General features: G+C 59.1%; 18 protein-coding genes. 8 read left to right on the top strand and 10 right to left on the bottom strand.

The genetic code is table 11. The features are described from left to right. Positions 1–9 precede the first annotated feature (9 nt). From GKZ68_RS04400 to GKZ68_RS04430, 7 genes are all read right to left on the bottom strand, one after another. Positions 10–276 carry a hypothetical protein gene (locus tag GKZ68_RS04400; protein ID WP_173111113.1) on the bottom strand — a complete coding sequence of 89 codons (267 nt, stop codon included), beginning with the start codon at positions 274–276 and terminating at the stop codon, positions 10–12. 160 nt (positions 277–436) lie between these two features. Further along, a complete protein-coding gene (locus GKZ68_RS04405; protein ID WP_254244160.1) occupies positions 437–2,518 on the bottom strand; it encodes a VWA domain-containing protein in 2,082 nt (693 codons plus the stop codon). 58 nt (positions 2,519–2,576) lie between these two features. Continuing rightward, positions 2,577–3,152, bottom strand: a complete 576-nt coding sequence (locus GKZ68_RS04410) for a YiiX family permuted papain-like enzyme (RefSeq protein WP_173111116.1) — start codon at positions 3,150–3,152, stop codon at positions 2,577–2,579. Between the two features lie 164 nt (positions 3,153–3,316). Continuing rightward, the gene (locus GKZ68_RS04415) at positions 3,317–4,093 is read right to left on the bottom strand and encodes a DUF4262 domain-containing protein (RefSeq protein WP_173111119.1); all 777 of its coding nucleotides are present in this window, start codon (positions 4,091–4,093) and stop codon (positions 3,317–3,319) included. A gap of 8 nt (positions 4,094–4,101) precedes the next feature. After that, a complete protein-coding gene (gene fabG / locus GKZ68_RS04420; RefSeq protein WP_173111122.1) occupies positions 4,102–4,851 on the bottom strand; it encodes a 3-oxoacyl-[acyl-carrier-protein] reductase in 750 nt (249 codons plus the stop codon). Between the two features lie 165 nt (positions 4,852–5,016). Next, on the bottom strand, positions 5,017–5,829 hold the full coding sequence (locus GKZ68_RS04425; RefSeq protein ID WP_173111125.1) for an ABC transporter ATP-binding protein: 813 nt from the start codon (positions 5,827–5,829) through the stop codon (positions 5,017–5,019). A gap of 110 nt (positions 5,830–5,939) precedes the next feature. Beyond that, positions 5,940–6,629 (bottom strand): ABC transporter permease, encoded by a 690-nt coding sequence (locus GKZ68_RS04430; RefSeq protein WP_254244161.1) that lies wholly within the window; start codon positions 6,627–6,629, stop codon positions 5,940–5,942. A 137-nt stretch (positions 6,630–6,766) separates the two neighbouring features. Between GKZ68_RS04430 and GKZ68_RS04435 the strand changes: the two genes are divergently transcribed. Beyond that, positions 6,767–7,480: an SDR family oxidoreductase gene (locus GKZ68_RS04435; RefSeq protein WP_173111131.1), complete on the top strand. Its 714-nt coding sequence runs from the start codon at positions 6,767–6,769 to the stop codon at positions 7,478–7,480. Between the two features lies 1 nt (position 7,481). Here GKZ68_RS04435 and GKZ68_RS04440 read toward each other — a convergent pair whose 3' ends face one another. After that, positions 7,482–8,261: a DUF2807 domain-containing protein gene (locus GKZ68_RS04440; RefSeq protein WP_173111134.1), complete on the bottom strand. Its 780-nt coding sequence runs from the start codon at positions 8,259–8,261 to the stop codon at positions 7,482–7,484. A 22-nt stretch (positions 8,262–8,283) separates the two neighbouring features. Here GKZ68_RS04440 and GKZ68_RS04445 point away from each other — a divergent pair, with 22 nt between their 5' ends. The 6 genes from GKZ68_RS04445 to GKZ68_RS04470 all read left to right on the top strand — a co-directional run bounded on the left by GKZ68_RS04445 (position 8,284) and on the right by GKZ68_RS04470 (position 13,963). Next, the gene (locus GKZ68_RS04445; protein WP_254244162.1) at positions 8,284–8,991 is read left to right on the top strand and encodes an SDR family oxidoreductase; all 708 of its coding nucleotides are present in this window, start codon (positions 8,284–8,286) and stop codon (positions 8,989–8,991) included. 72 nt (positions 8,992–9,063) lie between these two features. Beyond that, positions 9,064–9,972 carry a gliding motility-associated ABC transporter ATP-binding subunit GldA gene (gene gldA / locus GKZ68_RS04450; RefSeq protein ID WP_173111137.1) on the top strand — a complete coding sequence of 303 codons (909 nt, stop codon included), beginning with the start codon at positions 9,064–9,066 and terminating at the stop codon, positions 9,970–9,972. Positions 9,973–10,071: 99 nt separating this feature from the next. Then, positions 10,072–10,431: a hypothetical protein gene (locus GKZ68_RS04455; RefSeq protein WP_173111140.1), complete on the top strand. Its 360-nt coding sequence runs from the start codon at positions 10,072–10,074 to the stop codon at positions 10,429–10,431. Between the two features lie 90 nt (positions 10,432–10,521). Continuing rightward, positions 10,522–11,247: a gliding motility-associated ABC transporter permease subunit GldF gene (gene gldF, locus GKZ68_RS04460; protein ID WP_173111143.1), complete on the top strand. Its 726-nt coding sequence runs from the start codon at positions 10,522–10,524 to the stop codon at positions 11,245–11,247. Between the two features lie 2 nt (positions 11,248–11,249). After that, positions 11,250–12,983: a gliding motility-associated ABC transporter substrate-binding protein GldG gene (gldG, locus tag GKZ68_RS04465; RefSeq protein ID WP_173111146.1), complete on the top strand. Its 1,734-nt coding sequence runs from the start codon at positions 11,250–11,252 to the stop codon at positions 12,981–12,983. Between the two features lie 65 nt (positions 12,984–13,048). After that, complete coding sequence (locus GKZ68_RS04470; RefSeq protein ID WP_173109573.1) at positions 13,049–13,963, top strand: hypothetical protein; 915 nt, start codon at positions 13,049–13,051, stop codon at positions 13,961–13,963. A gap of 53 nt (positions 13,964–14,016) precedes the next feature. Here GKZ68_RS04470 and GKZ68_RS04475 read toward each other — a convergent pair whose 3' ends face one another. Together GKZ68_RS04475 and GKZ68_RS04480 are read right to left on the bottom strand one after the other, a co-directional pair. Beyond that, positions 14,017–15,468 carry a M48 family metalloprotease gene (locus GKZ68_RS04475; RefSeq protein ID WP_173111149.1) on the bottom strand — a complete coding sequence of 484 codons (1,452 nt, stop codon included), beginning with the start codon at positions 15,466–15,468 and terminating at the stop codon, positions 14,017–14,019. Between the two features lie 180 nt (positions 15,469–15,648). Continuing rightward, a complete protein-coding gene (locus GKZ68_RS04480; protein ID WP_173111152.1) occupies positions 15,649–16,959 on the bottom strand; it encodes a peroxiredoxin in 1,311 nt (436 codons plus the stop codon). A 197-nt stretch (positions 16,960–17,156) separates the two neighbouring features. On the opposite strand from GKZ68_RS04480, the gene GKZ68_RS04485 reads away from it, so the two are divergent. Continuing rightward, a complete protein-coding gene (locus GKZ68_RS04485; RefSeq protein WP_173111155.1) occupies positions 17,157–19,436 on the top strand; it encodes an aconitate hydratase in 2,280 nt (759 codons plus the stop codon). Positions 19,437–19,498 lie beyond the last annotated feature (62 nt).

Raw genomic sequence — 19,498 nt, forward strand, 5'->3', positions numbered from 1 at the left:
AAGTAAAAGCTAATTCAGTAGTTGTTGAGCAGCGAGCCAAGGGCTTAGGCAAATACTAAGCAGTAAGCTAATAGCTATGAAGTTAGCTAACCAGCGTTGAACACCGGCATAGGCTGTAAAGGTCGCAGCACTTGTTTGATACTGGCTGGACTTTATTAGGTGCAGATGCGCCCAGTAAATCAGCCAGAATCCAAATAAGCCACCACTAACTGCACACAATTCGGTTATACCCGATTTAGGGGCGCTGCCGAAATAAGGTATTTTCAGGAGCAGCATTACCCCAACGAGCACCCAGTTAGACCAGATAAACGTCATTAGAGTGGCCGTAGCTTCTGACAGACTTTCGCGCCACCGAAAATGGCCCCACTGCCGATACCATTGCATCACTCGCCATACCTTATATAGAAGCAAATGGTAAACCCGCATACCTGTGGTTTTAGACGCCGCCCTGGTACTTGCGCAAGGCCCACTCGGCTGCCAGCAGTGTCAGCAGCGCGAAAAACAGCCATTTCAGGTTTATCAAATCCTTTAAATCTTCTTCGCTGCTCAGCACGGGCTTAAAATTCTTCGCCACCAAATCCTGGGCTAGCTTATCGAGCTGGCTAGGGTAGTAGAGCCGGCCCCCGCTGCGGCGGCTAAGCTGGGCCAGCAGGCGGTGGTCGGCCTTCGATTCCTGGGCTTCGAGGGGCTGGTTTTGCACGAGTAGCTCGCCGCTCGCCTGCTGGGCCTGGCCGCCGAGCGAGGCGCGGGCCTGGTAGCGGTAGAGGCCCGCTGGTAGCGGGCCCAAGTGCAGCGGCGAACCATCGGCCGCATTGGCGAAGGTGATGGTGCGCTCCCGGCGGGCCGAGTCGGTGAGCGTGAGCGTAATTTTCTGGTCGTAGATGCGCTCAAAGACTGCGTTGTACGTCTCGGCGCTCAGCGTTACATCGTCTTGGGTACCAAAGACATCCTGCGTGGGATACACATCAAGGCGCTTCTTATTGGCGTTCTGCGTCAGCAGCTGCAGCGTGCGGCTGATAAGGCGGTCGTAGGCCTCGGGGCGGTCGTCGTAGGCGATTGCTTCCTCCAGGCGCCACTGCCAGGTGTTTTCGGCCACTAGCGTGGCCGCGCGGGGGCTAGCCCCCGCCGCGCCACCAAACACCAAGAGCGGCTTCTGGGTGGGCAGGCGGCCCACCTGTTGCCACAGCGCGGCTTCGGCGCCGGCGCCCAGTCGAAAGTCGCCGAAGGGCACCGTTGCGGGGGGGTATTGCGCAAAGCGGCGGCGGCTCTCCTCCTCGAGCGGCAGGCGCCCAAAATTGGGGTTGGCTAGCGGCGTCACCTCGTCGGTTTGGGCGCCGCGTGGCTGCACATTCAGGCCGGTATTTAGTTGATTATAAGAAGAATAGTCCGATTGGGCTCCCAGCACATAAAGCACCGGCACCTTGGCGGCCCGCACGCGGGCCAGCAGGTCCTGGCCCAGGCCGCCACGCGCCGGCAGCTGGTGCAGTACCGCTACATCGAAGGTGGCGGTGGCCGGCAAGGGCTGGCCCACGCCAGCCACGGCTAGGGTTAAATCGAAGTTATTGTTGGCCAGAATGGCAGCCCGTAGCGCCTTGAGGTCGGGGTGGGGGGCAGCACCGGCCAGCAGCACCCGCAGCTTGCCCTTCACAATTTCAATAAAGGCCGTGCGTGTGTTATTCAGGGTCGTAAATTCGCCGGCCTGGGGCAGCACGCGCACTTCGTAGCGGCGCTTGCCCGGCGCCGGGGCCGTGAGCTGAAACGTGGTTCGGAGGCGGTGCCGGCCGGCGGGCAGGACTAGCCGGCGGCTGTCCAGCACCCGGCCGCCTTCGCGCACCTCCACCGTAGCCGCGCCGCCCGCGTAGCCTTCGTAGCCGATTTCAGCTTCCAGCGGGAATTTATTGCCGCTGAAGGCCACGCGGTTATACACCAGGTCGGTTAGGCGCAGGTCTTTCTTCGCGATAGTATCGCCCAGCGCCACGCTGAAAATCGGGAAATTAAACTCCGAAAACTGCGGCTCCTGGCCCTGGTTCACGATGCCGTCGCTCACCAGCACCACCGCGGCTAGGTTGCGCTCGGCGTTGGCCTCGCGGCTGTCGGCCAGCAGCTTGTTGAGGTCGGTCCGGCTGGCAGTAAAGTGCAGCGAGTCGGGCCTAGTAGTGGCCTTGGTCAGCGTGCGGGTTTCAACGCGAAAGCCCTTTTCGCGCAGCGTATTGGCTAGCTGCGGCAAGCCAGCCGTGAGCTGTCCCAGCGCTGCCTTGGGGGAAAATAAGCTGATAGACTGCGAATTATCGACGGCCAGCACCACCGTGGGCGCCTCGGTGCGGGTGGTCATCGTTTTGATAAACGGCGCGAGCAGCAAAAAGCACAGAAAGCTTACCACTACAAAGCGCAGCCCCGCCAGCGCGTAGTTAACGGCCCGGCTCCACGGCGCCCGGGCCGAGTAAAGCAGCGCCGCGTAGCCCGCGCCCACGGCCAGGCACAGCAGGATAAACCAGGGAGAATAGGCAGTAGAGAGCAAAACCAGGAACGTGCGGCTAAGGCCGCCGCAGAGCAAGTAACGAAGAAAGCCGGCTACCTCACCGGCTCACGACCGTAACCAGCGCGGGGCAGCGAAAGATACTGGCCGGCGAAATGACGGGCTCCGATAACGGCAGTTGCGCGCCGTAGCGTTCCCGCAGTTTGGCTTGCACGGCCGGCTGGCTAAGGTCGAAGTCGCGCAGCTGCTGCAGTTGCCCCAGCTGGCGGTGCAGCCCCCGGTCGTAAACTTTCCAAATCAGCTCGGAGCAATAAATCTGTTTATCCGACCAGTTGAAAGCCAAGTCATAGTCGCGCCCTAGTAATGGCTGACCAGCTGCTTTCAGCCGAGCTAGCGCGACGGGCGTAAGTGCGGTCTGGGCATCGCGCAGGCGCTTTATCACAAAGTGCTGGCCCTGCCCCCGGGCTATCCAGTTGCTCAGCGGCGTCAGTTTCACCGGCTGCACGGCTTCAAATACCTGCCATTCGCTACCGCTTTTGTACAGCAGTCCGCAGTAGCTGTAGGGTGAGTGTGTGGCTAGCTGAATAGCTTGGCTTTGGGCCGATAGCGAGGTGTGAAAGATGAGGTCGCCTTCGCGGAGATAGCTACCTAATATTGTTTCTACTTTATTCTTCATTTTTAATTTCCAGACGTGAGCAATGCGTTTTTGTATTTCTCGCTGCTGCAAATAAGGGCTAATGATTTTGAGAATGCTAACCCCAATTATAGGCGTCCAAAGCAAAATAGCAACAGCTATGAGGATAGATTTCAACATGCTTTAATTTACCTAGTGATGACAAATTAGTCGTTGTCTTCCTCTTCTTCCTCAGGTTGATATTCCTCTTCTTGCCACTCAGCGGCTTCAACTATTCGCTGAGCCTGCCAGCCGTAATTGAGCTGGAATAAATCGTTGATAGTCGGGTCACGTTTGGTCAGCTGTTCCAATGCTACGATTTTCAAGTCGTCTATTTCATACGTGGTATCGCATAGAAATTGCCAATCACCATTGACTTCATGAATAACACGCAAAATTGGCAGGCCTTCCAATACCTGTCGCGTGGTGAATACAGCTACGTTGCGCTCTTCCCGAAATTTAAAATCTAGGTTCCGGTCAAGTAATGGTTGGCCAGCTTTCCAGGCAGGGTTGAATCCTTCTTCCCAGGGGTACAGCGCTTGTTTATCAGGCCAAATAATTTGCAGCGCCGGAAATTCTAGGCCCTGATTAAACCAGATTCCGTAGCCAAAATAATAGCGGTACCAATCTTTGTTGACTGTCAAAAAACGCACATCGTAGTCATCCAAAAAGTCAGGATAACCAATGCTTTGGTCGGGTAGGGGTTGCCTGTCCAGCAATTTCTTGCCTGACCAAAGCACTGAATGTAGCAAATCCAAATTTAAGCCGAAGCAAATTAGCTCCGGATATCCATAGGTTTTAAATAGCCCAATTGTATAGGAAAAGCTGGGAGAGTAACCGTCGCTTTTAATCTGAGCGACGTGGAAACCATACTTTTCTACGTCGCTGATAATTATTTTTTCAGCGGCGGCATCGTGCTCAGCGTGTTCCTCGGGCGTAGCCATAATTTTGCCTACGTTAGCATGCCGCCGTCCACTTGCAGAACCTGGCCGGTGATGTAGCTCGAATCATCCGACGCCAGAAACGCCGTGGCCTTGGCCACATCTTCGGGCGAACCACCGCGCTTGAGCGGGATAGCCTTGCGCCACTCATCGACCTGCTTGGGGTCGAGGGCGTCGGTCATTTCGGTCTCGATGAAGCCGGGGGCGATGGCATTGCAGCGAATATTGCGCGAGCCTAGCTCCAACGCTACCGACTTGGTAAAGCCGATGATGCCGGCCTTGCTGGCGGCGTAGTTGGCCTGCCCGGCATTGCCTTTAATACCAACTACCGAAGTCATATTAATAATGCTGCCGGCTTTAGCCCGCATCATCGGCTTGGTGGCGGCCTTGGTGAGGTTAAACACCGATTTTAGGTTCACGTTCAGTACGTTGTCCCACTGTTCTTCGCTCATGCGCATGAGTAGGCCGTCCTGCGTGATGCCGGCGTTGTTAACCACTACGTCGAGCTTACCAAAATCCTTTACCACGTCATCCACGAGCTTTTCGGCCTGGGCATAGTCCGAGGCGTCGGAACGGTAGCCTTTCACTTTGCCGCCGTGGGCGGCTAGCTCGGCTTCCAGCGCCTGGCCTTTTTCGACCGACGACAAATACGTAAAGGCCACCTGCGCGCCCTGCTGGGCAAATAGTGTGGCAATGGCGCGGCCAATTCCTTTTGAGGCCCCGGTGACGAGGGCTACTTTTCCGGCGAGAGTCTGATTCATGCCGCGAAGGTAGTGGGCAGATAAATTACCAAGAAAGAGCGTAAAAAAGAACGCCCTGCTGAGCTTGCGCAGCATCTCGCCCGCACCGTCGAATAGTTTCAACAGATTTAGGCGAAACGCTGCGCAAGCTCAGCAGGGCGTTATGAAGCGGGAACCCTGACTGGCCTACACCTCCGACAGCGGCTCAGCGGCGAGGTGCTCCAAGCCCTGCGGGCCGTCTTCCTGCTCTACGCGCTTGGCGGCGCGCACCAGCGACGAGCTGAAAATAAACTCGCGCAGCTCGGGCACGTCGGCGTTCAGGATGTGCTCCTTATCGCCGTCCCACAGCTTTTTGCCCTGGTGCAGGAAAATAATGTGGTCGCCGATGCCCACCACCGAGTTCATGTCGTGGGTGATAATGGCGGTCGTGATGTTGTATTCGTGCGTGATTTCGGAAATCAGCTCGTCAATCTTGATACTAGTGGCTGGGTCGAGGCCCGAGTTAGGCTCGTCGCAAAATAAATACGTACAATTAGGCGCGATGGCGCGGGCAATGCCGACGCGCTTTTTCATGCCGCCCGAAATTTCGGAGGGCATTTTATTACCCGCATTTTCGAGGCCCACGCGCTTGAGGCAGAATTCCACGCGGTCGCGGCGCTCCTCCGGGCTCATATCGGGCGTCAGCATCTGAAGCGGAAATTCCACATTCTTGGCCACCGTCATCGAGTCGAATAAGGCCGAGCCCTGAAACAGCATCCCGATTTTGCGGCGGATTTCCTGGCGAATGTCCACCTTCGAGTTGGTATATACCGTGCCATCGAAGGTGATGGAGCCGAGGTCGGGCTTCATCAACCCCACGATGCACGAGAGGAGCACGCTTTTGCCCGTGCCCGAGCCACCCAGTAGCAGGTTGCACTTACCGGTTTCGAGCGTGCAGGTAATGCCTTTCAGCACCTGGTTGCCATCGAAGGACTTTTCGAGGTTGGATATTTCAATCATAATAGAAGAGATACGAAAGCGATAACGAACTGCTGTACTACTTGTTTGAACAGCCCTGCCTACGCTAACGCCGGCTAAAAAAGGCTAGCGACACAGCCGCTCAGCACAAATTAAAGAAGCACGGCGGCTAGCACGTAGTCGGCCAGCAGGATGGCGATAATCGAGTTGGTTACGGCCGAGGTGCTAGCAGCACCAACTTCCAGCGCACCACCTTCAGTGTAAAAGCCTTTGTAAGCCGAGATGCCCGACACGAGGAACGCGAAAACTACGGCTTTAATGAGGGCAAAAACGATATTGTAGGGAATGAAATCGGTGCGGATGCCCTCAATGTAATCCTGCGGGGCCATTACGCCCGAGAGCGTGCCGGCCAGGTAGCCACCCAAAATACTAAGCGCCATGGCCAGAATAACCAGCAGCGGAAACATCAGCATGGCCGCCAGAATGCGCGGCAACACTAGATAAGACGTGGCGTTAATGCCCATTACTTCGAGCGCCGAAATCTGCTCGGTAATGCGCATGGTGCCCAGCCCACCCGCGATAGATGAACCAACCTTGCCGGCCAGCACGATGCTCGTGATGGTGGGGGCCAACTCCAGAATCGTCATTTCGCGCACCATGTAGCCGATGGTCGACTTCGGGATGAGCGGGTTGGTGAGGTTGTAGGCAATCTGGATGCAGGTTACGGCTCCGATAAAGGCCGACACAATGCCCACGATAAAGATAGAATTGACGCCGATAAGCGTGGCTTCTTCAAAAAAGCGGTTCCACAACACTTTGAGGCGCTCTGCACGCGCCACCATGTTGTACAAAAATAAAACGAAAGAGCCGAAAACTTTGAACATATAGGATGGAAAAGGGGACGCTTGAGCCGGCCAGCTAGCCCCGGCCAGCGGCGGCGGAGCATCTTTGCGCCTCTTACGTATAAATTCAGAAAATAGTGGCCGCAGCAGTAGAGTTAGTAGTCATAACGGGGGGCAGCCAGGGTATAGGGCGCGCCCTGGTACTGAGTTTCTTAGCCGCCGGGTTTACGGTAGCTACCTGCGCCCGCCGGGCCGAAGATTTAGCAGCGCTCGCGGCCGAGTGCCCCGGCGCGGCGCTGCACACCCTGCCCGCCGACCTTAGCCAGCCCGCCGACTGCCTGCGCTTTGCCGGATTCGTGCTGGGGCTAGGCCGGCCGCTGGCCGCCCTCGTCAACAATGCCGGTGTCTACGTGCCCGGCCGCTTTCAGGACGAGCCCGCCGATGGCTCACGTCTGCGTGAAATGCTGAGTGTAAACCTCTTAAGTACCTACGACGTGACGCGGGCACTATTGCCCACGCTGCTGGCCCAGGGCCGGGGGCACATCTTCACCATCTGCTCCACGGCCAGTATCATGCCCTACCCCAATGGCGGCTCCTACGGCGTAGCCAAATTTGCCTTGCTCGGCTACACCAAGACGCTGCGCGAAGAAGTGAAAGCCCAGGGCCTGCGCGTAACGGCCGTGCTACCCGGCGCCACCCTCACCCGCAGCTGGGATGGGGCAGGGCTGCCGCCTCAACGCTTCATCGACCCCGCCGATGTGGCTGCCGCCGTGCTGGGAGCTTTCCAGCTCTCGCCCCAGGCCGTGGTGGAAGAATTGCTTATCAGGCCGCAGCTAGGCGACTTGCTATAAATTATTCCTTGAAAATACTGCCCGCGTTTGGGCCCTGTACAAAGACAAGCGAAGGATTGCCCGTGTAAAACAGTCGGCCGGTGCCGGCTAGGGTGCCGCCCAGGTTTTGATGGCTGCGCACGTGCATATCGCCTACCCACTCGCGGTAGGTGTAGAAGTAGCAGTAGCGCGCGTCGAGGTCGCTGGCAAAGAGAAAGCCATTGCTGCCAAAATTGGGGTGGAAGTCCTCGGCGGTGCCGTGCAGCGTAATATCGCCCGCGTCGTAGTTGTCGAGGTAGAGGTAGGTTGAGCGCACGTTCATATTAAAATCGCCGGTGCTCCAGAGGCGCAAAAACAGCGTGTCCTGCGCCCATTGGCCTTCGGTGTTTATCAGGCCGTAGCCATACTGCTCGATGTCGAAGCTGCGATGGGGCCGGGCCACGTGCAGGCGCACCTGGCGCGGGGTGTTGTAGCTGCGCACCCAGTTGCAGGTGCTGGTATTTTTGATGACGAGCTGCCGCGGGCCGCTCGGTGTCGAAAACTCAATGTCCTGAACGACATTCTCGCCAGCCTGCACTTCGGCGTAGGTGGCCGTGTCGGGCACAATAGTCAGGTCCACGTTGGTGTACACCACTACTTTATTGAGGCGGCGGTCTACGGCGCGGCGCTCGGTAATGACCGTGCCGTTGTTTTTGAGGCAGTCGGTGTCGTGGTTGGCACCGCACGCGGCCAGCGCCAGGCCGCCAGCCAGTAGGCCGGCTAGCCCCCGCCGCCCGGCCAGCACGTTACTTTGTGGCAGCATTCGCAGTCGCATCCGTCAATTTTTGCCTGAAATTATGAACCTGAGCGGGAAAGTAGCCATCGTAACGGGCGTGAGCAGCGGCATTGGCCGTGCCACCGCCGAGGCCTTGCTGGCGCGCGGCGCCGCAGTGGCCGGCTGGGGCCGCCACGCGCCCGGGGGCCTCAACCACGACCGGTTTCAGTTTTTCGAGTGCGATGTGCGCGACGAGCACGCCGTGGCCGAAGCCTTTACTAACACCCAGCGCGAGCTGGGCCCCGAAATTCACGTGCTGGTAAATAATGCCGGGCTAGGCATCTTCGGCCCCATCGACGGCTTCAAGTCGGCCGATTGGCACGCCATGTTCGATACCAACGTGAACGGCCTGTTTTACTGCACCCGCGCCGTGCTGCCGGCCATGAAAAAGCAGCGCGCCGGCCACCTCATCAACGTGGCTAGCCTGGCCGCCACTGCCGGCACCGCCAACCTGGCCGGTTACTGCGCCACCAAGTACGCCGTGCGCGGCTTCTCCGATGCGCTCTTTAAGGAACTGCGGCCCGCTGGCATCAAGGTCACCTGCGTGTTGCCCGGCTCGGTCGAAACCAACTTCAACGGCGCCCAGCCCGGCCAGGTGCCCGACCCGCACAAGATGCAGCCCCAGGACATTGCCGCCGCCATTGTACACGCGCTGGAGGCGCCGGATGCCACGATGGTATCGGAGATTCAGATGCGCCCGGCAAATGTGAAAAATTAAGGTTTTAGAGAAGAACGTCATGCTTCACTGCGTTCAGCATGACAGACGTTAAAACTATAAAGTCAAGCCTTAATGGTTGAAATAGAAAAGCTCATCAAAACCTACGGCGCCCAAAACGCCGTGGACGATATCAGCTTCCGGGCCGATAAGGGCGAAATCGTGGGTTTTCTGGGGCCGAACGGCGCGGGCAAGAGCACCACTATGAAAATCGCGCTCGGCTACTTGCCGCCTACGGCCGGCACGGTGCGCGTGGCCGGCTTCGATGTGCAGCAAGACCCGCTGGCCGTGCGCCGCCGCGTAGGCTACCTGCCCGAGCACAACCCGCTCTACCTCGACATGTACGTGCACGAGTACCTCGAATTTATCGGCTCGGTGCACGGCCTGCGTGGCCGCGAGCTGCGCCAGCGCGTGGCCCAGCTGGTGCAAAAAGTGGGCCTCACCCGCGAGCAGAACAAGCAAATCGGCGCGCTCAGCAAGGGCTATCGCCAGCGCGTGGGGCTCGCCCAGGCCCTGGTGCACGACCCCGAAGTGCTCATCCTCGACGAGCCCACCACCGGCCTCGACCCCAACCAAATCGGCGAAATCCGCCAGCTCATCCGTGAGTTGGGCGAGGATAAGACGGTCATTTTCAGCACCCACATTCTGCCCGAGGTCACGGCGATGTGCTCCCGCGTGGTCATCATCAGCCGGGGCAAGCTGGTGGCCGATGCGCCGGTGGCCGAGCTAGCCGCCCGCGCCGCTGGCGAAACCGTGCTCCGCGCCGAGTTTGAGGGTGCCGTAACTACCGCGCCGCTGGCCGCCCTGCCGGGCGTGCGCGGCGTGGAAATGGCTGGCTCTAGTGTGGTGCTCATCCGCACCGCGCCGGGCACCGACGTGCGCGCCGCCGTGTCGCGCCTGGCCGTGGAGCAGGGCTGGCTGCTGCTAGGGCTACGCCAGGAGCAGCAGACGCTGGAAGCGGTGTTTGGGGAATTGACGAAGTAAAATTAATACGAGTAAAAATGGTCGTCATGCTGAGCTTTTTGAAGCATCTCTACCACTTCGTTAGCGAGTTGAACTAACTTTTATATTTTGTTAATTCATATGAAATTAAAAAGTATATCATTTAAAAAGGTTATTGCGCTTTTGATAGCATGTGTAACTTTTTATTTCTCTTTCAATTTTCTAGACGATTTGACAGATAGGCAGATGCTGGGCGACCATCCAGAGGTCATTCTTGCTGCTAAACAGAGTGCTAAAACTTCTTCGAAAATACTTAGTCATACGGGAGAAATATTTTCTGAAGAATACAAGATGAATACCCCAGATTCCAACCAAGACTCGCTCGAACTTAACATTAAAGTACAAGGAGAGAAAGCGACTGCAACTATTAATACTTATGCAGTAAAACAAGCATCCGGAGTATGGAGAATCTACCATAGCGATACCACTTTCACAGAATAACGTGGGTCTGCTGCTCAAACGAAGCGAGAGAGATACTTCGGCAAGCTCAGCATGACAACAAACCTGATACATCACTACCCGCGTCATTAGATGCTAACCATCCTCCGAAAAGAATTTAACGCCTTCCTCAACTCGCCGGTGGCCTACGTCGTCATCGGCGTGTTTTTGGTGGCGACGGGGCTGTTTGTCTGGGTTTTTCCCGACAGCAGCGTGCTCGACTATGGCTACGCCGACCTGCAATCGCTGTTTAATCTGGCGCCGTGGCTGTTTTTGCTGCTGATTCCGGCCATTACCATGCGCACGTTTGCCGAGGAGAAAAAGGCGGGCACAATTGAGCTGCTGCTCACGCGCCCGCTCACCGACGGGCAGATTGTGGGCGGCAAGTACCTGGCCTGCCTGCTGCTGGCCCTGCTGGCGCTAGTGCCCACGCTGCTGTATTATTTCTCCGTGTATAAGCTGGGCTCGCCGCCCGGCAACATCGACTCGGCGGCCACGGTGGGCTCGTACCTGGGGCTAGCCCTGCTGGCAGCCGTGTTTGCGGCGCTGGGCGTGCTGGCTTCGGCCCTCACCCGCGACCAGATTATTGCCTTCGTGCTGGCCGTAGTGGCTTGCTTCTTAGTCTACACCGGCTTCGATTCGGTGGCCTCGGTGCTCGACGGTGCACCGGCTTATTACGTGAGCCAGCTCGGCATTGCCGCGCACTACCGCGACCTCAGCAAGGGGCTGATTGACTCGCGCGACGTGCTTTATTTCTTCACCGTGGTAGCCGTGGCCCTGCTGGGCACCCGGCTAGCCCTCCGCAGCCGCACCTGGTAACCATGGAAGCGACTACTCCGACCACTGCCGCTTTGCCGGCCCCCGCCTCGCGCAAGCGCCAGGATTTGACCCGCTTCGCCGCCATCATTGGTACGCTGCTGCTCCTGAACTTCGTGGCCCAGCGCTTTTTCTTCCGCCTCGACTTGACGCAGGAAAAGCGCTACACCATGTCGGACGCCACCAAGAAGCTGCTCAGCACCCTCAAGCAGCCCGTCACCATCACGGTGTACCTGACCGGTGATTTCCCGCCCAATTTTCGCCGCTTGGAACAAGGCGTGCGCGAAACCCTGAACGAGATGCAGGTGTACGGCGGGGGTAATTTGAATTTTATCTTCATCGACCCTAGCGCGGCCGGTACCGAGGCTGGGCGCAATAAATTCTACGAAACACTCTTTAAGAAGGGCCTGAAGCCCACCAACCTCGGCGCCAACGAGAACGGCAAGCGGGTCGAGAAAATCATTTTTCCCTGGGCCGTGGTGCAGGCCGGTGGCCAAACGCGCAACGTGCTGCTGCTGCGCGGCAGCCAGGTGGCCAGCCCCGCCGAGCGCCTCAACCAAAGCATTGAGGGCCTGGAATATGAGCTGGCCAGCGCCATTCGGCAGGTGGCGCCGCCCGGCGGGGCCAAGCGCCGGCTAGGGGTCATTACCGGTCACGGCGAGCTGACTAACCCGGAGATGGCCGACATTCTCACCGCCTGGAGCCAGAACTACGACGTGTTTCGGGTGGACCTGAACCAGGTGAAAGACCTGCGCGGCAACCTCGACGCCGTAGTCATTGCCAAGCCGACCGGCCCGTATTCGGAGCAGGATAAATTCCGCCTCGACCAGTTCATCACCCACGGCGGACGGGCACTGTTTTTCGTCGATGCCCTGCGCGTAGACCTCGACAGCGTGAGTCGCAACGGCGCTGCCCTGGCCACGCCCTACAACCTGAACCTCGACGACCTGCTCTTCCGCTACGGCGTGCGCCTGAACCCGGACCTGCTGCTCGACCTCAACTGCGGCCAGATTCCGCTCGTGACGGGCGTGACCGGCAACAAGCCCAAAATCGAGCCGCTGCCCTGGCAGCTCTACCCGCTCATCAACCGCTTCAGCCCTAATCCCATAACGCGCAACTTGGATGCGGTGTACCTGAAGTTTGTGGGCAATATTGACACCGTGAAGGCCGTGGGCATTCGCAAAACGTCGCTCATGACCACCTCGCGCTACACGCGCCGCCTGCCCGCGCCGGTGCCCATCAACTTCAACGACGCGCGGCTGGAGCCCAACCCTAAGCTGTATCAAAATAGCTACCAGTCGGTGGGTTATCTGCTCGAAGGCACGTTCCGCTCGCTGTTTGCTAACCGCGCCATTCCGGGTACGACGCAGTACCAGCCCGACCAGAACCCCAACGCCGCGCCCAGCAAGATTCTCGTCATCTCGGACGGCGATTTTCTGCGCAACGATGTGGACCCCAAGAGCGGCCGGCCCTTCCGCCTAGGCTTCGATAGGCTAGCCAATACAGAATTCGCGAATCGCGAATTAATCCTGAACGCCACTGATTATCTGCTCGATGAAACCGGCCTCATCGCCGTGCGCGGCAAGCAGATAACCCTGCGTCCGCTCGATAAGGTGCAGCTAGCCGACCACCGCCGGCCCTGGCAGGCGCTCAATCTGGGCGCGCCGCTGGTGCTGCTGGCGGCCTTTGGCGCGGTGCGGGCCTGGCGTCGCAAGCGGCGCTACGCGCGCTTTGCCTAGCTGGCTGTTTCATGGGCCGCTTACCGCAGTGCCGTAGTTTTGTGCTTTATTCTTCCTGCTCCACTATGCGTATTTCTCAGGTTCTATTGCTAGCCCTGCCGGCCGCCGCGTGGCTAGGGTCGTGCGCCCAAAAAGCGGTACCCACCGATTCGGACAAAGCAGCGGGCACCAGTTCGGCCAAACCCGTGGTAGCCAGCAAGGTGCCGAGCCGCTTCCTGGCCACGCCGCCCACTATCGACGGCAAAGCCACGGAGTGGACCGACTCGTTGCAGTACGATGCTAACAGCCACTTGCAGTATGAAGTGCTCAACGATGCCCGCACGGTGTATGTGCGCCTAAAGGCGGCCGACATGCCCACGCAGGCCAAAATGGCGTACCTGGGCATGGTGGTGTGGCTCGACTCGACTGGCCGCAACCAGCAGCAGCTGGGGGTCAAGTTTCCGCTGCCTATCGACCTGAGCACCATTAAAGCGCCGGCCGAGCGGCCCGTCGGGGCGATGGGCCCCACGGCCGCCGAGCGCCAAGAGGACCATCTCACCCGCCTGCGGGGCATTATTGCCGGGGCCAACCAGATGGAATTGCTCAACTATCGGGGCAGCAAGGAGCCGGTATTAACCGACTCAGAAGCTAAAATCGGCGTGAAGGCCGCTATCGGCCTCGATGCCCGCAACAACCTGATTTATGAGCTGGCCGTGCCGCTGCGTCTGCTCTACCGCCGCGTGCCCGACCTGGCGGGCGGCCGCGTGGCCACCGTGGGGGTGTGGATGGCCGGCCAAAAGCCCAAGCCTGCGCCCGGCAGCCAGCAGTCTGATATGAGCGTAGTAGGCCCGCAGGGTGGTGGCATGGGCGGCTACGGCGGCATGGGTGGCTACGGCGGTGGCATGCGCGGCGGCTACGGCGGCGGCATGCGCACCTACCGCGGCGGCGACACCTTCCAGACGTTTACTCTCAAAACCAGCGCGCAGCTAGCCGGTAAGTAAAGTCAAAAGGCCCGTTCTGCTCAGCAGAACGGGCCTTTTGACGGAATGACAGCTTATTGCCCAATCACCTTGAAGAGGGTACCGGCCGGCAGGCGGTCGGTAAGCTGCATGCCGTTGAGGATGGCTTCTTCCTCAAGGCGCTTGCTGGGCACGCCGTTGGCGCTCAGGGCTTGCGAGAGCGTAGTGACCGTTTTGGCCTGCCGGATGTGAATGTGCTCGGGCTGGCGGTTGAACTTGCTGGCATCGGTGAGGCGCTGGTAGCCCTGCACCGTGCTGGCAAACTGCGGCGCGTAGGTGCCAAACGTAGCCGCCGTGGCTAGCCCCACGAAGGCAAATACTGACTTGCCGTCTTGAATAAGAAAGCTTTGCACGTGGGCCGGTGTGGCTTGTTGGTCTTGGGAAGCCTGCTGGTCGCCCTCAAACACGAGCGCCGGGAAGCCATTGATGGTAGTGCGCTGCGCGTTGCCGGGCGTGACGCCGATTTGCTTAGCCAGGGTTTGGCCGGCCTCATCCAACGAGTTACCGGGTACTCCTAAAAAGACCAGCAGCGCCTTGCCGTTGGGCTCGGCCATCTGAAACTTGTCGGGTGAATTCTGCGATTTCCAGCCCGCTGGTATCGGGAAGCGGAACTTCAGGTCGGGGTGATAAAAGACACTGTTTTGAACGAAGCCCTGGCGTGGGTCTTCGCCAAACGGTAGCCCTTCAATAGAGCGCAGGTAGCTGTCACGATTCACAACAAACGTAGACCGGCCCGAGGCCTGCTTGGCTTGCTGCGCCAGGCCTTTTACGCGCACGTAGCGGTCGGCCGAGCTCGGGTGAGTCGATAAAAACGGCGGGACGCTGCTGCCGCTCTGCTGCTCGGTACGCTCCAGCGTCTGAAAGAAATCGGCCATATGCGAGGCATCGTACCCGATTTTGGTCGAGTACTTGACGCCCAGGCCATCAGCTTCATTCTCGTCGCCCCGGCTGTATTTAAGCATCCATAGGCCAACGCCTTCTTGCACAACTCCGCCAATGGACTGCATAAGCCGGGGAGCCGCAAGTTGGCCTAGCAACATCCCAATGCCGGCAATGGTATTGTTGCGCTGCTGTTTTTTGCCGTGCTGCGCCGTAATGTGCCCCAGCTCGTGCCCCAGCACGCCCGTAAACTGCGCCTCGTCATTAAAATACGCCATGATGCCGCGCGTGAAATACACGTGCCCGTCGGGCGTAGCAAAGGCATTGATAACCGGCGAGTCGACAATGGTAAAACCATAGTCGCCGGGCCGGTCCGAGATGGCTGTCATGCGCTTGCCCTGCTGCGTGATGTAGGCTTGCAGCCTGGGATTATTATACAGGCCAAATTGCGCAATAACCTGCGGGTCTGGTTTGGCGCCCTGCGAAGGCGTTGCCAGAGTAGCATGCTTGGTGGCTGGCTGGCGCGGCTCCGGTGGCATGGCGCTGGCGAGCGGCAGGAGCAGCAGCAACGCAGCAGGGCGCAAAGAACGGCGAGGAAATGCAGACATGGTGGGGAAAAAGTAGGTAATGGGCAGTCACATTCAATTGTTGGGCCAACTAGCAGTAGGCTCCGCTGCGTTGTTCTGCACTTGGCACCTGGCCAGCAAAGAAAGCGGCACCATCCACAGGCCGGATGGTGCCGCTTAAAACGGCCCTACAAGGTGAAGGTTGCGTGTGAAAAGGCGGGTTTATTCCTTCAGCAGCTTGTCTATGGTGCGGTTGAAATGCGCCTTTTCCTCCTCGTAATACTGCCCCGTACCCGGCCCCGAAAAGCCCGTCCGGATGCTGCGCACCACGCCTTTCTTGTCCAGAAAAATGGTGGTCGGAAAGCCCAGAAACTTCGCCAGCTGCGGCAGCGACTTGGCTACCGAGTCTTTGTTCGACACGCCGGCCACGGCCAGGTCGTAGCCGATGTTGAAGCGCTTTTTCATATTCAGCAGGCGGCTAGCCGCCTGCTGGTAGTCGGGGCTGCGCTCGTAGCCCAGGCCGATTATCTCAACGCCACGCGCCTTGTTCTGCTCGTACCAGGGCGCGAGGTAGTTGGTTTCATCCATGCAATTGGGGCACCACGAGCCCAGGATTTGCAGCACCACCACTTTGCCCTTGTACTTGGGGTCGGTAGGGGAGATGCTAGCCCCCGCCACGATACTCGGAAACTTGAAATTCAGCCGCGATTCGCCCTTACGCAGGTAGGTGAGCGTGTCGGCATCGGGCAGCTTGGCCTTGGGGTCGAGGGTGGCGGTCCAGGTTTCGTGGCCCGATTTGCCGGAGTAGAAGTTGCCTTTTATAGTGCCATCAGGTTGCTTTTTACCAGTGAATAGGAAAGCATGGCTACCGTCAAAAGTCGAAAGGGATAGCGATTTCTCCCCCGAATAGCCACTGAGGTAACGATAGTCGCCAGTAGTAGTCAGGAATGTTCCAGTCAGATTTTGGTCTGGATGAACCGGAGGATTTGCTCGCTGCTTTTCTGCAAAAACACCTACTGCTTCATAACTGCTACCAGTGTCGTCGCGGAAGGTGGTGCGCCAGTTTCCAGTAAATCCAACAAGCGGCATACGCTTGTAAATACTTTTCACCGTGTCAGTTTCTGACCCGGCCGTCGCCACCAGCGGCACCCGGTACGGCATCTTGCTGTCATACTTCACCCAAGTGCCTTGCAGCTTGTCCTTGCCATCAGCACGCACCACCAGCGCCGCGTCAAACACGTGCATGCGAATGGTCACCGAGTCGCCGGCCGCCGAGATTTCCTCGCAGCGCAGGCGCTCCTCGCCGTTCAGGCCCTTATTAATGAGGTAGACTACGGGCTGGCTAGCCTCCGTCTTGACTTCAAACAGAAACGGGATTTTCTGGCCCTGCGTGGCTAGCTCGCCGCGCCAGGGACCGGGCGTGAGCAGCGCGGCAGCCGAGACAGCGCTCGCTTCGCCCGAGTTAGAGGTAGTGGAGGAATTGCAGCCGGCCAGCAACGTAGCCGCCAGCAGCGCAAAGCTGAGAGATTTCATAAAATCAAGGTAGAGCGGCCAAAACTAGCACCGCCGCCCATTGGTTCTAAAAAGAACGACTCAGCGCACCTCCGCGTCCTCTGCGGGAACCACCGTTCGCGCAAGGCCACAAAAACGAAACTCCCCGGCGCGGCGCTCGCAATGACAGGAAATAGAAGTTACTTTTGCGCCTAAGCTAACAACCCACTCTCCCTCCTATGGCGTTTGACCTTGATATGATTCGGGCCGTGTACGCGGGCCTCGGCTCGCGCATCGAAGCAGCCCGCACGGCCGTTGGCCGCCCGCTCACGCTCACCGAAAAAATCCTCTACGCCCACCTCTACGGTGGCCAGGTAAGCGAAGCCTACCAGCGTGGTATTAGCTACGTCGACTTCCGCCCCGACCGCGTAGCCATGCAGGACGCCACCGCCCAGATGGCGCTGTTGCAATTTATGCAGGCCGGCAAGGCCACTGCCGCCGTGCCCAGCACCGTGCACTGCGACCATCTCATCCAGGCCAAGGATGGCGCCACCGAAGACTTGGCCGTGGCCAACGACGAAAACCGCGAAGTCTACGATTTCCTGGCTTCGGTATCCAATAAATACGGTATCGGCTTCTGGAAGCCCGGCGCGGGCATTATTCACCAGGTGGTGCTCGAAAACTACGCCTTCCCCGGCGGCATGATGATTGGCACCGACTCGCACACCCCTAACGCGGGCGGCCTCGGCATGATTGCCATTGGTGTAGGCGGCGCCGACGCCGTTGACGTGATGGCCGGCATGCCCTGGGAGTTAAAATTCCCGAAGGTGATTGGGGTGAAGCTGACCGGCAAAATGAGCGGCTGGACTTCGGCCAAAGACGTGATTCTGAAAGTAGCCGGCATCCTGACCGTGAAGGGCGGCACCGGGGCCATCGTAGAGTACTTCGGCGAGGGCGCCGAAAGCCTGAGCGCCACCGGCAAAGGCACCATCTGCAACATGGGTGCTGAAATTGGGGCCACGACCTCAGTTTTTGCCTACGATGAGAAAATGGGCGACTACCTGCGCAGCACCGAGCGCGCCGACATCGCCGACCTGGCCAAGGGCGTAGCTCAGCACCTACGCGCCGACGACGAGGTGTACGCCAACCCCGCCGAGTTCTACGACCAGCTCATCGAAATCGACCTCAACACGCTGGAGCCCTACGTGAACGGCCCGTTCACGCCGGACGCCGCCTGGCCGATTTCGCAGTTTGCCGCCGCCGTAAAAGAGCACGGCTGGCCCGAGAAGCTCGAAGTAGGCCTCATCGGCTCGTGCACCAATTCGTCTTACGAAGACATTACCCGCGCCGCTAGCATCGCCAAGCAGGCCGTGGATAAGGGCCTGCACGTAGCCGCCGAGTTCACCATTACCCCCGGCTCGGAGCAGGTGCGCTACACCGTGGCCCGCGATGGCCTACTCGACACCTTCGCCGAGATGGGCGGCGTAGTGCTGGCCAATGCCTGTGGCCCGTGCATCGGCCAGTGGGCCCGCCACACCGACGACCCCAAGCGCAAGAACTCGATTATTACGAGCTTCAACCGCAACTTCGCCAAGCGCAACGACGGCAACCCCAACACCCACGCCTTCGTGGCCTCGCCCGAAATCGTAACTGCCTTCGCTATCGCCGGCGACCTGACCTTTAACCCTCTCACCGACACGCTGCCCGGCAAAAACGGCAATGTGAAGTTTGACGAGCCCACCGGCGTCGAGCTGCCCCCGGCCGGTTTTGCCGTGGAAGATGCTGGCTTCCAGGCTCCGGCTGCCGATGGCAGCGCCGTGCAGGTACTCGTAGACCGCAACTCGGACCGCCTGCAACTCCTGGAGCCCTTCAAGCCCTGGGAAGGTACCGACCTCATCGGGCTGCGCGTGCTCATCAAGGCGCTCGGCAAGTGCACCACCGACCACATTAGCATGGCCGGCCCGTGGCTGAAATTCCGCGGCCACCTGGATAACATTTCCAACAACATGCTCATCGGCGCCACCAACGCCTACACCGGCGAAACTAACGCCGTGAAGGACAGCGCCACCCAGGGCTCACCCTACGTGCCCGTGCCGCAGGCCGCCCGTGTGCTTAAGAGCATGGGCATTGGCAGCATCGTGGTAGGGGATGAGAACTACGGCGAAGGCAGCTCGCGCGAGCACGCCGCCATGGAGCCCCGCCATCTCGGCGTGCGCGCCGTGCTGGTGAAAAGCTTTGCCCGCATTCACGAAACCAACCTCAAGAAGCAGGGCATGCTGGCCCTTACCTTCGTCAACAAAAACGACTACGACCTCATCGAGGAAGACGACCAAATCGACATCCTCGGCCTCACGAGCTTCGCTCCCGGTAAGCCGCTGCAAGTGCGCCTGCGCCACGCCGACGGCGACACCGACCTCATTACCGTCAACCACACCTACAACGAAGGCCAAATCGGCTGGTTTAAGGCTGGTTCGGCCCTGAACCTCATCAAGATGCAGGAGAGCGGCGCAGCGGCGTAGTTTCGCTTTTGCTAGGTACTTTAACGGCCGCCTCGGGAAACCGGGGCGGCCGTTTTGGGTTG

The sequence above is a fragment of the Hymenobacter sp. BRD128 genome (assembly GCF_013256625.1).
Lineage (GTDB): Bacteria > Bacteroidota > Bacteroidia > Cytophagales > Hymenobacteraceae > Hymenobacter.